General features: G+C 48.2%; 11 protein-coding genes and 1 tRNA gene. 10 read left to right on the forward strand and 2 right to left on the reverse strand.

The features are described from left to right. Positions 1-103 precede the first annotated feature (103 nt). The 10 genes from thrS (at position 104) to ACJJIL_RS06490 (ending at position 11,085) form a co-directional block, all read left to right on the forward strand. Positions 104-2,032, forward strand: coding sequence for a threonine--tRNA ligase (thrS, locus tag ACJJIL_RS06445; RefSeq protein ID WP_108733842.1), 1,929 nt, complete (start codon positions 104-106; stop codon positions 2,030-2,032). A gap of 27 nt (positions 2,033-2,059) precedes the next feature. Beyond that, positions 2,060-2,599 carry a translation initiation factor IF-3 gene (gene infC / locus ACJJIL_RS06450; RefSeq protein ID WP_108733841.1) on the forward strand — a complete coding sequence of 180 codons (540 nt, stop codon included), beginning with the start codon at positions 2,060-2,062 and terminating at the stop codon, positions 2,597-2,599. 146 nt (positions 2,600-2,745) lie between these two features. After that, positions 2,746-2,940 (forward strand): 50S ribosomal protein L35, encoded by a 195-nt coding sequence (gene rpmI, locus ACJJIL_RS06455; RefSeq protein WP_020413351.1) that lies wholly within the window; start codon positions 2,746-2,748, stop codon positions 2,938-2,940. 36 nt (positions 2,941-2,976) lie between these two features. After that, entirely contained in the window at positions 2,977-3,336 is a 360-nt protein-coding gene (rplT, locus tag ACJJIL_RS06460; protein ID WP_108733840.1) for a 50S ribosomal protein L20, read from the forward strand. A gap of 193 nt (positions 3,337-3,529) precedes the next feature. After that, a complete protein-coding gene (gene pheS / locus ACJJIL_RS06465; protein WP_282932052.1) occupies positions 3,530-4,543 on the forward strand; it encodes a phenylalanine--tRNA ligase subunit alpha in 1,014 nt (337 codons plus the stop codon). 129 nt (positions 4,544-4,672) lie between these two features. Continuing rightward, positions 4,673-7,048: a phenylalanine--tRNA ligase subunit beta gene (pheT, locus tag ACJJIL_RS06470; protein WP_445361447.1), complete on the forward strand. Its 2,376-nt coding sequence runs from the start codon at positions 4,673-4,675 to the stop codon at positions 7,046-7,048. A gap of 129 nt (positions 7,049-7,177) precedes the next feature. Beyond that, the gene (ihfA, locus tag ACJJIL_RS06475; RefSeq protein WP_108733837.1) at positions 7,178-7,483 is read left to right on the forward strand and encodes an integration host factor subunit alpha; all 306 of its coding nucleotides are present in this window, start codon (positions 7,178-7,180) and stop codon (positions 7,481-7,483) included. Beyond that, a complete protein-coding gene (locus ACJJIL_RS06480; protein WP_108733836.1) occupies positions 7,464-7,832 on the forward strand; it encodes a MerR family transcriptional regulator in 369 nt (122 codons plus the stop codon). Before ihfA ends, ACJJIL_RS06480 begins: the two co-directional genes overlap by 20 nt. A gap of 114 nt (positions 7,833-7,946) precedes the next feature. Then, positions 7,947-8,023 (forward strand) — tRNA-Pro (locus ACJJIL_RS06485). Positions 8,024-9,408: 1,385 nt separating this feature from the next. Beyond that, entirely contained in the window at positions 9,409-11,085 is a 1,677-nt protein-coding gene (locus tag ACJJIL_RS06490) for a hypothetical protein (protein ID WP_445361448.1), read from the forward strand. 435 nt (positions 11,086-11,520) lie between these two features. Here the strand turns inward: ACJJIL_RS06490 and ACJJIL_RS06495 are convergent, their stop codons facing one another. After that, entirely contained in the window at positions 11,521-11,751 is a 231-nt protein-coding gene (locus ACJJIL_RS06495) for a hypothetical protein (RefSeq protein ID WP_445361449.1), read from the reverse strand. Between the two features lie 1,233 nt (positions 11,752-12,984). Beyond that, positions 12,985-13,626 carry a hypothetical protein gene (locus ACJJIL_RS06500; RefSeq protein ID WP_445361450.1) on the reverse strand — a complete coding sequence of 214 codons (642 nt, stop codon included), beginning with the start codon at positions 13,624-13,626 and terminating at the stop codon, positions 12,985-12,987. Between the last annotated feature and the right edge of the window lie 291 nt (positions 13,627-13,917).

Below are 13,917 nucleotides of genomic sequence, written 5' to 3' on the forward strand. Positions count from 1 at the left end.
AAAGGATGGATTGCCCATCCCGATCAAGAGTTCCATGAAAAAATTCATGGATAGTTTCATGCGGTCTTTGGTAGGGATCGCCACTGAGAACAAAGGATAAACAATGCCCGTTGTTACTCTCCCCGATGGTTCCCGTCGAGAATTTTCTGCTCCGGTTTCCGTACACGATGTAGCTGCTGATATCGGCCCTGGTTTGGCAAAAGCCGCACTTGCTGGCGTTGTAGACGGCAAGGAAGTCGATACCAGTTACGTTATTGATACCGACGTAAATCTGGCAATTATTACTGATCGTCAGCCCGAAGGCCTGGAAGTGATCCGTCACTCCACAGCGCACTTGCTGGCACAAGCAGTTAAGCAGCTGTACCCGACAGCTCAGGTCACCATTGGCCCGGTTATCGAAAACGGCTTCTATTACGACTTCGCCTACGAGCGTCAGTTTACGCCAGAAGATCTCGAGAAGATCGAAGAGCGTATGGAAGTGCTGGCCAAAGAAGATATCACTGTCAGCCGCCGCCTGATGCCGCGCAAAGAAGCGGTTAAGTACTTCCGCGAAATGGGTGAAGAGTACAAGGCTGAGATTATCGACAGCATCCCCAGCGATGAAGATATTTCTCTCTACCGCCAGGGCGACTTTGAAGACCTGTGTCGCGGTCCCCACGTACCTTCCACCGGCAGATTGAAAGCGTTCAAGCTGACTAAGGTGGCCGGTGCCTACTGGCGCGGCGACTCCAACAATGAAATGTTGACCCGTGTTTACGGCACTGCCTGGGCCAACAAAAAAGAACTGAAAGCTTACCTGCGTCGTATCGAAGAGGCAGAGAAGCGCGATCACCGCAAGCTGGCGAAGAAATTTGACCTTTTCCATATCCAGGAAGAGGCCCCCGGCATGGTGTTCTGGCACCCGAACGGCTGGACCATTTACAGCACTATCGAGCAGTACATGCGTCGCCGCCAGCGCGAATTCGGCTACAAAGAAATCAAGACTCCACAACTGGTAGATTTCAGTCTGTGGCGCAAGTCCGGTCACGCCGATAAGTTCGGCGATGACATGTTCACTCTGACCAGTGAAGAGCGTCAGTTCGCCATTAAGCCGATGAACTGCCCTTGTCACGTACAGGTATTCAACCAGGGCCTGCGCAGCTACCGCGACCTGCCGTTGCGTCTGGCGGAGTTTGGCTCCTGTCACCGCAGCGAGCCCTCCGGTTCCCTGCACGGCCTGATGCGCGTGCGCGGCTTTGTGCAGGATGATGGCCATATCTTCTGTAGCGAAGATCAGATCCAGTCAGAAGTTTCTGACTTTATGGATCTGCTGCACTCCGTTTATAAGGATTTCGGCTTCCAGGACGTTATCTACCGTCTCTCCACTCGCCCGGAGAAGCGCGTAGGTTCCGATGAGAGCTGGGACAAGGCTGAGAAGGCCCTGGCCGACGCACTGGATGCCGCTGGCCTGCCGTGGGAAGAGCTGCCGGGCGAAGGCGCCTTCTACGGACCGAAGATCGAATTCTCCCTGAAAGACTGTCTCGGCCGTGTATGGCAGTGCGGTACTATTCAGGTGGACTTCTCTATGCCGGGTCGCCTGGATGCCCAGTTTGTAGCGGAAGATGGCTCGCGCCAGTCCCCGGTAATGCTGCACCGCGCAGCCCTGGGTTCCTTCGAGCGCTTTATCGGAATCCTGATCGAGCACTACGAAGGTGCGTTCCCCACCTGGCTCGCGCCGCAGCAGGTGGCGATCATGAATATCACCGATCGCCAGGCCGAATATTGTCGCAATTTGCAAGATCGTTTGGGTGAGCTGCAATACCGCGCCACAGCTGACTTGAGAAACGAGAAGATCGGCTTTAAAATCCGCGAGCACACGCTTCAGCGTGTTCCTTATCTATTGGTAATTGGCGATAAGGAAGTAGAAAGTCAAACCGTGGCAGTACGTACCCGTAGCGGTGAAGATCTTGGTACAATGACGTATGAGTCATTCCTCGAGATCCTCGAGCAAGACGTGAATCGTCGCGGTCGTTTGACAGAAGATAATGCATAACAACTTGGCAACTGGGAGACCATAGCTATTAAACGAGACACTAAGGGACGGTCCAAAAAGGCCCGCATAAACGATCAGATTGAAGCGTCAGAAATCCGCCTGATAGGCGCTGATGGCGAACAGGTAGGCATTGTCTCCCTGGATGAAGCGCTGGAAGCTGCACAGAAAGCTAGCTTGGATCTCGTTGAAATTGCCTCGGACTCCACGCCGATAGTCTGTAAGATCATGGACTACGGCAAGCACGTATTCGAAGCTAAAAAAGCTAAGAATGCCGCCAAGAAGAAGCAGAAGCAGCAGCAGATCAAGGAAATGAAATTCCGCCCGGGCACCGATGTCGGTGACTACCAGATCAAGCTGCGCAACCTGGCCCGCTTCCTGGAAGCGGGTGACAAGGCCAAAGTATCCCTGCGTTTCCGCGGCCGCGAAATGGCTCACCAAGAGCTGGGCATGGAAATGATGCAGCGCATCGAAAAGGACCTTGAAGAGCTGGGCACCGTAGAGCAGCGACCGAAAATGGAAGGTCGTCAAATGCTGATGGTGATTGCTCCGCTCAAAAAGAAAAAGTGAGGTCTGGGGAAGTCATTCCCGGGATCTCCTTTGAGAAGTGGTTGGGCGACGGCTGCCTCCCCACTCTCGCAGTGCCGGTAACTTCGGTTGTCGGCAGTTACTAAAGGTGCCTGTTTTACAGGCGAATATTAACTTTGGAGTACAAAATGCCGAAAGCAAAGACTCACAGTGGCGCTGCCAAGCGCTTCAAGAAGACGGCTGCGGGCTACAAGCACAAGCACGCTAACAAGAGCCACATCCTCACCAAGATGACCACCAAGCGCAAGCGTCAGCTGCGTGGCACCCAGACTATGAACAAGTCTGATGCTGGACTGGTCGATCGTATGCTGCGCGCCAAGTAATTGGCCCAAATCGCAAAGGTTTAAGAGGATAGAGTTATGGCCCGTGTAAAACGTGGTGTAGAGGCGCGTCGTCGTCACAAGAAGATTCTGAAGCAGGCTAAAGGTTACTACGGTGCGCGTTCACGCGTATTCCGCGTTGCCAAGCAGGCAGTAATTAAAGCTGGTCAGTACGCATACCGTGACCGTCGCGTTAAAAAGCGTAACTTCCGCGCTCTGTGGATTACTCGTATTAACGCCCAGTCCCGTGCTGAAGGCCTGAGCTACAGCCGCCTGATCGCAGGTCTGAAAAAAGCGGACATCGCACTGGATCGCCGTGTACTGGCTGATCTGGCTGTTTACGATAAAGTCGCTTTTGCTGCCGTAGTTGAAAAAGCTAAGGCAGCCCTGGCAGCGTAAGCTGTCACTTCAGTTGTAAAACTGAATACTCAAAATAGGGAAGGGCTGTAGTGGCCCTTCCCTATTTTTTTATGGAGTTTCCGCTATTTTTTACCGGTGGCGGTGCCTGGGGAAATTCCCTCCGGTACAGAAAGTACCGGCCGAACAAAGCAGAAAAAATTAATCGAAGTTGGATTCAAACGGGAACAGTTCGATGCAAGATTTGCAGTCCCTCACCGAGCAGGCTATGGAGCTGGTGGAGAAGGCCGATGGCCTCGCCGCACTGGATCAGGTGCGTGTTGATTACCTGGGCAAAAAGGGCCAGCTGACGGCACTGCTGAAAGGCTTGGGCAAGTTGTCGGCTGAGGAGCGTCCGGCAGCGGGTGCTAAGATCAACGAAGCCAAGCAGCAGGTTCAGGAAAAAATTAACGCGCGCCGCACTATGCTGGAGCAGGCCGCCATCAATGCGAAGTTGGCCGAAGAGACCATTGATGTCACTCTGCCGGGGCGCGGCGAAGAGCAGGGCAATGCCCACCCCATTACGCGCACCTTAAAGCGCGTGGAAGAATTCTTTGCGAGCATTGGCTTCTCTGTTGAGAACGGCCCGGAAGTCGAACAGGACTACTATAACTTCGAAGCGTTGAATATTCCCGCGCACCACCCCGCGCGCGCGATGCACGACACCTTCTACGTGGACCCCACCACCGTACTGAGAACCCACACCTCCTCAGTGCAGATCCGCACCATGGAGAAAAAGTCTCCACCGCTGCGTATTATCTGCCCGGGCCGCGTATACCGCTGCGACTCCGATGTCACCCACTCGCCTATGTTCCACCAGGTAGAAGGCCTGGTAATCGGCGAGAACATCAGCTTCGCCCACCTGAAAGGCACCATCGACCAATTCCTGCGCGCCTTCTTCGAAGCGGAAGTACCGGTGCGTTTCCGTCCGTCTTACTTCCCGTTCACCGAGCCTTCCGCAGAAGCGGACATCCAGTGTACCGCCTGTTCCGGCGAAGGCTGCCGCGTATGTTCCGGCACCGGCTGGCTGGAAATTCTCGGCTGCGGCATGGTGCACCCGAACGTCTTCGCCGCCTGCGATATCGACAGCGAAAAATACTCCGGCTTTGCCTTCGGTATCGGTATCGAGCGCCTCGCCATGCTGCGCTACGGCGTCAACGACCTGCGCTTGTTCTTCGATAACGATCTGCGCTTCTTGAAACAGTTCTAAGCCAAGTGACAGCGCGAATGGCAATGGCCCTTCGCAACAGCAATCGAATTGTGGAGGCCTGGGAGGCGAAATAGCCCCAGGCGAAATGCGCACCAAGTTGCGCTGACGGAATACAGAAAGAGATCAACTATGAAAATCAGCAACTCCTGGTTGCGGGAATGGGTAAACCCGGAACTCACCACGCAGGAACTGGCCGATCAAATCACCATGGCCGGCCTGGAAGTGGACGGTATAGAAAAAGTTGCGGGCGATTTCTCCGGAGTGGTTGTCGGTGAGATTGTCGCCTGTGAACAGCACCCGGATGCGGACAAGCTGCGCGTGTGTAAAGTCGCTGGCCACCCCGACGGTGAAATGCAGGTTGTGTGCGGTGCTCCCAATGCGCGCACCGGAATCAAAATTCCTTTTGCCCTGGTAGGTGCCAAGCTGCCGGGCGATTTTAAAATCAAGAAAGCCAAGCTCCGTGGTGTAGAGAGCTTCGGTATGCTCTGCGCACAGACCGAACTGGAACTGGGCGAAGACAATGACGGTATTTGGGAGCTGCCAGAAGACGCACCCACCGGTACCGATCTGCGCGAATACTTGCAGCTGGACGATGAGACCATCGAAGTGGATCTCACCCCGAACCGTTCCGACTGCCTCGGTGTTGCCGGTATTGCTCGCGAAGTGGGTGTATTGAATCGCTGCGCCGTTCAGGGCCCGGAAGTTGCTCCGGTACCCCAGCAGATCGACGAGAGCATGCCCGTATCCCTGCTGGCCGAAGCCGCCTGCCCGCGCTACGTAGGTCGTGTGATTCGCAATATCGATATCAAAGCGGTAACACCTCTGTGGATGCAAGAGCGCCTGCGTCGCAGCGGCCTGCGCAGTATCGACCCGGTAGTGGACGTAACCAATTACGTTCTGCTGGAACTGGGCCAGCCCATGCACGCCTTCGACCTGGAGAAACTCTCCGGCGGCATCAAAGTGCGTATGGCAGAAGCCGGTGAAGAGCTGACCCTGCTGGACGGCCAGGAAGTCAAACTAAAAGAGGGCACCTTGGTAATTGCCGATGAGGAAAAACCTCTGGCGATGGCCGGCATTATGGGTGGCCTGGATTCCTCCGTGACCGCAGGCACACAGCATATCTTCCTGGAGAGCGCCTTCTTTAGCCCGCTGGCCATTGCCGGCAAGGCCCGCTCCTACGGCCTGCACACCGACTCCTCCCACCGTTTCGAACGCGGCGTGGATTACCACCTGCAAGAAAAAGCGGTAGAGCGCGCCACCCAGCTGCTGCTGGATATCGTCGGCGGTGAACCCGGCCCGGTACACGTGCGCGAGCTGACTGAAATTATGCCCGCCGAGCGCCACATCACCCTGCGCCGTGCCAAGGTCGAGTTAGGCCTGGGCATCAAGCTGGCCGATGACGAAATCGTCGATATTCTCACCCGCCTGGGCCTGGAAAAAATCGACCAGAACGACGAAGGCTGGACCTTCCTCGCTCCCAGCTTCCGTTTCGATATCGCCATCGAAGCAGACCTGCTGGAAGAACTGGCCCGTGTATACGGCTACAACCGTATCCCCAGCGAAAGCTTTACTGCCGAACTGGAAATCGCTCCGCGCCCAGAGAGCACCATTGCCCAGGACAACCTGGAGCAAACCCTGCTGAGCCGCGGTTACTACGAAGCGATTACCTTCAGTTTTATCGATAGCGACAGCGCCGCACTGTTTGATCCGGAAGCCGATCCGGTGGCCCTGCAAAACCCGATCAGCGCTGAGCTGGCGGTTATGCGCACCACCTTGCTGCTAGGCCTGTGCAAAGCGTTGCAGTACAACCTGAATCGCCAGCAAAACCGCGTGCGCCTGTTTGAAACCGGCCTGCGCTTTGTGCCGGGTGCCGAGCTGCACCAGGAGCAAATGATTGCCGGTCTTGCCTACGGCAGCCGCTACGCAGAAAACTGGACTGGCAGCAAAGACGCCGTGGACTTCTTCGACGTGAAAGCCGATGTAGAAGCCCTGTTGGCTCGCACCGGTGTTGCCGATGAGTTCCGCTTTGTCGCTGGCCAGCACCCCGCGTTGCACCCCGGCCAAACCGCCAAGATTATGCGCGGCGACCGCGAAGTAGGGGTTATCGGAGCCCTGCACCCGCAGTTGCAGAAGAAGTTGGATCTGGCCAAGCCCGCGTTCGTATTTGAACTGAGCTTGGAAGCGATCGGGGAGGGCAAAACCCCCGCATTCCGCCCGCTGTCCAAGTTCCCGGAAGTGCGCCGCGATCTGGCCCTGTTGATTGACGCAGAGGTTCCTGCCGCCAGCCTGGTGGAAACTGCTGTCGAAGTTGCAGGTGAAACCTTGACGGACCTCAAGATATTTGATGTCTACCAAGGCAAAGGTATTGATTTAAATAGAAAAAGTGTCGCTTTGGGGTTGACGTTTCAGCATTCGTCACGCACCCTTAATGACGACGAAATCAATGCCGCTGTAGATGCGGTGGTCGGAAAACTAGAAGAAAAATATAACGCTAGTCTGCGCTAGTAGAGCATGATGCTCTCGGGTGCAGGCTGAATTGCACCCCGAGAGCGTCTGCTACCGGGTTGAAAGCCGCCGCGGTTTGGGCCGCTTCCGATCTGGAGTCGACGCCTCTGAATCAATTGGTAGGATCCAATGACAGAGGCACTGACCAAGGCCGGGCTCGCCGAGAAACTGTACGAAGAGCTGGGCTTTAACAAGCGCGAAGCGAAAGAGATCGTCGAATATTTCTTCGAGGAGATCCGCAATGCGTTGGAAAGTAACGAGCAGGTCAAACTCTCCGGCTTTGGCAATTTCGACCTGCGCGATAAAAGCCAGCGTCCCGGTCGCAATCCCAAGACCGGCGAGGAAATCCCCATCTCGGCCCGCAGGGTAGTCACTTTTAAACCCGGGCAAAAACTCAAGACACGAGTAGAAGAGCATGCTGGAACCGAGCAATAACGCTCAGCTGCCTGCAATCCCCGGTAAGCGCTATTTCACCATTGGTGAGGTGAGTGAACTGTGCGCCGTTAAACCCCATGTCCTGCGTTACTGGGAGCAGGAATTCCCCCAGCTGAAACCCGTCAAACGTCGCGGCAACCGCCGTTACTACCAGCACCAAGATGTCATCATGATCCGCCAGATCCGTGCGCTCCTGTACGAAGAGGGCTATACCATTGGTGGGGCCCGTCAGCAGATCGAAACCGGCAGCGAGCGGGCAGAGGTGGTACAGCTACAGCAAGTACTGCCCGAAGTGATCGCAGAACTAAAGGACGTGGTGGCCCTGCTGGAGGGGAAAAATAATTTATAAAAAACTGTAAACCTGGGCTTGCAATCCAGCCGCACTCAGGTATGATTCACGCCACATCGAGACACGATGTCTTTAAAAATCAATCACTTAGCGAAGTGAGCGATTTTTCAAAATCGGAGCGTAGCGCAGCCTGGTAGCGCACCACACTGGGGGTGTGGTGGTCGTCGGTTCAAATCCGGCCGCTCCGACCATATATAACGTTGCATCGCAACGGCCAAGAAACCCGCTATTTGCGGGTTTTTTTGTTTATAGGGGCTGCGGGAAGAGGTTTCTCGCTCTCTCTTACTCAGAGAGGATTCTAAGAAGCGCCAAAGTTGAATCGAATATACTTGAGTATGAATTTCACAGAGAAAGCTCTTTAGTTAATTTTTTAACCAATTGTTGCAGGTCATGCAATCAGTACCTTTCTTTATCTTGATTTGCAAAACTGTCCCTCTCGAAAGAGCAGATGCATTTATAGATATAGTTGATACTGTGTTGTCTTTGCTTGCAGTTAGGTGAGTCCTGAAATTAGTATAGTTAAAATTTAGTGCTGCTAACGTTTAGTACTTTGAGCCTAATTAGTTGTGCTGGCGCTTTCGGCTATTTTTGTGTGAGGGGGTCACTTATATTTCGTGCAGCGCCTTTACCGGACCTGTATGATTTCCTATAAAGGACTAAAGTATTCCATAGTATTTTTAGCAAATTTAGGTTGGTATGCTTGGTTCCCCGGATTTTCAATTATTTGGGCAAGTGCGCAGCATTGAGAGCTTTTTATTACCCTTTAAGGTCTTTGTTACTGTATGTATAGTTTTTTATGGTTTTGTGTTTGGATATTTTAGTGAGCTTCAAAGCGTTGTAACTTTTGGCATTTGGTGAGTGCTTTCGTTCTAGCTTTCTCCCCGGTTATTGCAAAGTAAGACGCTATTCATCTCGTTGCCCAATTGTAGATCAATTAGATTGTTGTCTCTCTTTGGTTTGACAGCTCTACGTTGGTTTTTCAAGCATGAACAAATAACCATTGAGTATATGAAAGAACTCTTTTTTAAGTGTGTGAGTATTGGAGCTGTAAATACATAAATACATTGGCTGTGTTTTTTTCTTACACATTTTAGATTTTTCGCAAAGCAGCTCAAATTTTTTCTTTCCTAGTAGCAGTGACATTTTTATTTGTCGCTAATGCTAAGTTAGCCTTTAATGCTCATGTGTCTTCAATAAAATGTGTATCTTATACTTTATTTTTTGGGGGCTGCATTTCTGACTGGTAAAGTTAATGATGCCCTCGAGTTGCCCATTGTTGTATGAATTCGGCTGTAAAAACAAAAACTTGGGCCCAGCTTTGCATTGGGGGCTTAATTTATTGGCGGTGGTTCTTATAGTTGTTACTGGCTGCCTTTGTCGTTTTCTATGTCTGATTTTTACTCGCAACACATGAGTCAATTGGTATAAAAGGGTTTCAATCTGGCTCATACCTATATATGGTACATATAAAGCATCGTATTAATACAATAGTTTGGTATACTTCTATTGTTGAATTAAATCAAAGCCGCTATTTTAAGATTGAACGTTGGATTGGCGAATTATAATTGGGTAATGTATGGATTTTTTTGTTTTTGATAGTGATATGCCTCCCAGAGATAGCTTTTTTACTGGCTATGCATTTTCAAATGGTAAATTCTACATATCTGATGAATTGACCAATTTAGATATTCCGAGTGGTTGTGATGGAGCATATGTTTGCTGCAATGTAACTGAAGATAAAATACACTTCGGTGTCGACTGGATGGGTGCTGGAAGAATTTTTTATTATCAAAGTCAGTCGGATAGAAATTACTGGGCGATTAGTAATAGTCTTTGGCTTTTAATAGAAAAGTTAAGCGAAAAAGGGAAAAAATTAGCCTTAGATAGCGATATGGTAAAAATATCAGGTTATCGAGGAGCATTCGTTCAGCAAATGATATCTGAGAGCTCCATTGTTTCAGAAATAAAATTGCTGTCTAGATGGAATGATATAGTTATTCCATCTAGTAAGAACGCTGGGATGAGAGTGGTTGCAAGAGCTTTACCTAGTCACTACCCAGATAAAAATAATAAAATTATTTATAAGGAAGCATTAAGGTCATATACTCTTGAAATGTTAGGGCGTATCAAGTCTTTAGTTAACTCTGGAATGCGGCTAACCTTTGACTTGACTGGAGGCATTGATTCAAGAGTTACTTTTTCGTTTGCAAGCTACCTTATAAACAGAGAGCCAGATTTAAAGAATAATATTGTTGTATATTCAAGCCCTAAAAAACATCATGAAAATGATTTTCGAATCGCTTCTATCATTTCTTTAGATAGCGGTATGGTGATTTCAAAGAAGAAAGATGTATCAGGTAGGGCGCCATCTAAATATGATAAATTGAGATACTGGGAGTTAAATCGACTAGGGCAGTACTCACTGAGTAGATCGATTCCTCCCATATTTTCTTACGGAAATTCGGTGAGCATCTCAGGTGCAGGTGGCGAAAGCTATAGGCCATTTTATAAAAAGTGGAGTAAAGATTTAGATGGTCTTATGCGGGGCAGGCAACACTTTCTTCATTTTCCGCGTATAGATGTTGATAAAGTAGTTGAAAATTTGCGCTGTAACGTTGAAAAATTGAAGCCATATTATTTTAGTGATACAGATGATTTAATAACTCACTATCGTGAATTTAGAGGGCGGCTCCATATGGGGATTCCCGCTTCTGAGAACTTAGTCCTGCATCTGTTATCTGGTAGTTATATGGATGCTTTGGCTGAAGTGGCCCCAAGGTCTTACATTACTAGCAAGCAGATATACTTTGATATTATAGCTAACTTAAATGAAGACTTATTAAATTTTGAATTTGATAAGCCTGAGAAAGCTCCGACTGAAGAAAATATTCGCAACATTACGCTTGTTGATTTAGAGAGTGAAAAACCTGAATATAAAATTGAGCGTATGCAAGCAAATATAAATACTAACCTGGTCAGTAAGAAACCTTCTCCATCAAAAAATGAATTCCTAAGTATTGTTGAGTCAAATTATAAATCTCTTCCCCAAGAGTATTCTGTATGCGGAAGTTATGTAGATGACTCTATCAAAATGCTCTTAAATCAGGGGCATGTTAATTTGCAAAGACAGATGCCACCATTACAATACATTTATATGATATCAAAACTGTCTGAATTAAATCTCATTCAAGGTGGGCTTCGTAGTTGGTTTTTACGAAAACTTTCTAGTTTTAAGTCGAAGTTCATGTCTTAATAGTTTGGTGATGAGCGCTCGCTTTATCTCTTGAGCGATTCAGCGTACCTAAAGATTAGTGAGAGATGTTGATCATATAGTAAGCATTGGATCAGGTGGATCTTCATCTCTGACTTTGAGGTTAGGGATATAAAATATTGGGTGTTTGTATTCATACTTGAAGCACTTTTGATTTGGCGCTTAAACCGGAAATTTTGGTGTCAAGTGTTTGGAGTTGGGCCAGATTAGCAGGGTAGGGCCGAGAGGAGGTGCTGGTCGTCTATGTAGTTTACCCAGCGTTTCATGCATGGTTGTTACACTATCCTTGCTGATCCCGTTAATCTTTTAAAGCGACTGTCATAATTACGGTTGATATATACCAGAACTGGAGTGAGATAGCGAGTTGCTCTAGGATAGGAAGCGTATTTTCGGCAATACAACCGCATTTTCCGAGATCTAAATGCAGGCCAGCTCCAAGTTGTAAATCAGCTGGAAGAGTAGTTCTTTTGGCATATTCAGACACTTGCCGCCGACAAGCGGAAATAGTTCCTTGGGCTGCTCATCTGATACTGCTGCATGATTACGCTGCTGGGCTGAAGTGTAATTAGAGTCTAGAAGAGTCTCGGTAGTATTAGCAAGGATATTGTTAAGGTCTACATAGTCTATGCAGGCGGTGGGCTCTTTCACCTAGCACAATCTCGGATTTATAGCGGCCTGTACAGTTTTCTTCAATATTAGTTTGATCGACTTATTTCAGCAGCACATAAATCAGCTGATACCCATTAGGCGTTCTCACCAGAAGTGAGAAATTTTTATAGTTTAGCTAATTTACAGTAATTGAGGGTGCTACCATGAAGGCATCTTTGTGCCAAGTTTTAGGTCTTAAATAGTTTCTGGCAGCGATGAGAGAGTCTACCGTCTGACTAGTTCAGCACTATCTTTTTGTAGACATAAAGAACGATATAGTAGTGATTACTCATTACGACATGAGCTGCGATATCAAGAGCAAAGATTCTAGCTAGCTTATAAACGCTCAATAAACTAAGTACTGAACTGAGCTTGAATCGGCCAGGGTTTATGAATGACAATGTAAATGTAGAACCTTTTCCCCAGATAATGAAAGCTGGGAGAATCAAAGGACTCTACTTTGAGTCGGTTAAGGACCTTAGAGCTTACTTATCTTGGTACCTTGATCGGTACTACAATTTCTAGAGAAGGCTCAGCTCACTTGGGCTCCAAAACTAAGATGAATATGAAAGAGCGGCCGTATAATATGAATGTGAGATGGCATCAACTTTAAAGGAGGAGGCTTCTTTCTGGATAATTCTTTATTATAAATAAACCTTGGATTGTATGGTTTTTCCATTATTCACTCTTTAATTGAACGGTGAGCTATCAGGAGGAAAGAAAGGAGCTCATTCCTGGTGGGGATATATTCTTGGGGGTTAGTGATGTCTGGGTTATATAGTGTACATATAGATGATCACCGAACCTTTGGCTAGCAACATCATCATGATCGATAACTGGGACCGTTTGCAGAATATCCCGCTAATTTAAAGGTGCGCGATATCGCCGAAGAAAGCAGCCATTTAGTTATCATAGTTACACTGTGACGATCGCTATCACTATACTGATTTATCTGGATAGTGAGGCACATGCTGAAGAAATGAATGAAGTATATTCGGATAGCTATTCCAACTAGATGACTGTACACAGGTACCTAGAAAGAGAGGGTCGATATCATCTAAAAAATTTAGTGACGAGTGATACTTTTTCTGCGAAAGTGACTGAAAGCTTGCAATACCATAATGAGTGACTTGCAGTGAGGGGGTGAAGGCTCAAATCATTAGTTGGAGAGTTGCTAGATAGGCCAACCCCTATAATAGAGGTTGCCTATTCAGAGTTAAGTCAATCTACAATTTACTCACAAGTGGTATGGCTGTGCTTCCCAGCATAAGCTGGTTTAACCATGCACAAGTATATACCATTATAAGGGATACCAATTTCTTGTGAGCTTGGTACTAAATTTACATAGACAGTACATCTAGTGTTTGTGTTCCAAATATATCCGTCTTGTACCTTCCCGCCCCACATATCGATAGTTTTTGTTGAGCAATTCAGTGGTTCATCAGCGGTTCCAGTGTCCCAAATGGGTGTCATATCTGGTTTAAGAATTACAAGGTTCCCGTCGTTTTGTAAAAAGAGTTTTGAGTTTTTGTTGGCGAAGCTTGCTGTTTTGAAAGAAGCCCAAAGGGGACCGTTGTTAGCGCCATAGACTACAAAATTAGCGTCTGAGGCCTGCATTACTGCTTTGGCACCATTGTTTCCAGTTGTGTGTGTTGCCCACAAAGCAGTAGTCCAAGAGTCCCCCTTACTGTTGGTATGAATTTCATACAAAACTAAGTTTCCGTCATTCTGCATACGGAGCTCGTACTCACCGCTGCTAGATACAAGCTTATCTCCAGGCAGTAGAGTTTCGCCCCCTTCGAGGGTATTTTTTGCATAAGCTTGCCCACAAAAGACAAGTAGAGCGGAAAAAATAAAAGCAGAAATTTTTTTCATGATGCTAAATCCTTTAACAACTTTGATTACTCAAATTAATAACTGACGATTAATTTGAGGTGGAGAAAATAAAGCATTAGTGGTTGGTAGTAAAGCTCTCAAGTGAATGTTTGAGATGAATTTTTTGTTAGAATTTATACACGTTTACTTTATCTTCGATTCTGGTAGTTGCATAACGCGGTAATTGAAAAAACTGAGTTCGATGCTGCCTGTTAGAACAACCACCACATCCCACTAGCTCGGCCTCACCATCACTAGTACCAAATAGATACTGGCTTCCTTTCAAAGATG

The organism is Microbulbifer maximicatervae (SeqCode), assembly GCF_052468095.1.

What these genes read in the sequence shown, in the direction of transcription:
- thrS (WP_108733842.1), top strand. Translation starts at nt 104, where the DNA reads ATGCCCGTTGTTACTCTCCCCGATGGTTCCCGTCGAGAATTTTCTGCT.
- rpmI (WP_020413351.1), top strand. Translation starts at nt 2,746, where the DNA reads ATGCCGAAAGCAAAGACTCACAGTGGCGCTGCCAAGCGCTTCAAGAAG.
- rplT (WP_108733840.1), top strand. Translation starts at nt 2,977, where the DNA reads ATGGCCCGTGTAAAACGTGGTGTAGAGGCGCGTCGTCGTCACAAGAAG.
- pheS (WP_282932052.1), top strand. Translation starts at nt 3,530, where the DNA reads ATGCAAGATTTGCAGTCCCTCACCGAGCAGGCTATGGAGCTGGTGGAG.
- pheT (WP_445361447.1), top strand. Translation starts at nt 4,673, where the DNA reads ATGAAAATCAGCAACTCCTGGTTGCGGGAATGGGTAAACCCGGAACTC.
- ihfA (WP_108733837.1), top strand. Translation starts at nt 7,178, where the DNA reads ATGACAGAGGCACTGACCAAGGCCGGGCTCGCCGAGAAACTGTACGAA.
- ACJJIL_RS06480 (WP_108733836.1), top strand. Translation starts at nt 7,464, where the DNA reads ATGCTGGAACCGAGCAATAACGCTCAGCTGCCTGCAATCCCCGGTAAG.
- ACJJIL_RS06490 (WP_445361448.1), top strand. Translation starts at nt 9,409, where the DNA reads ATGGATTTTTTTGTTTTTGATAGTGATATGCCTCCCAGAGATAGCTTT.
- ACJJIL_RS06500 (WP_445361450.1), bottom strand. Translation starts at nt 13,626, where the DNA reads ATGAAAAAAATTTCTGCTTTTATTTTTTCCGCTCTACTTGTCTTTTGT.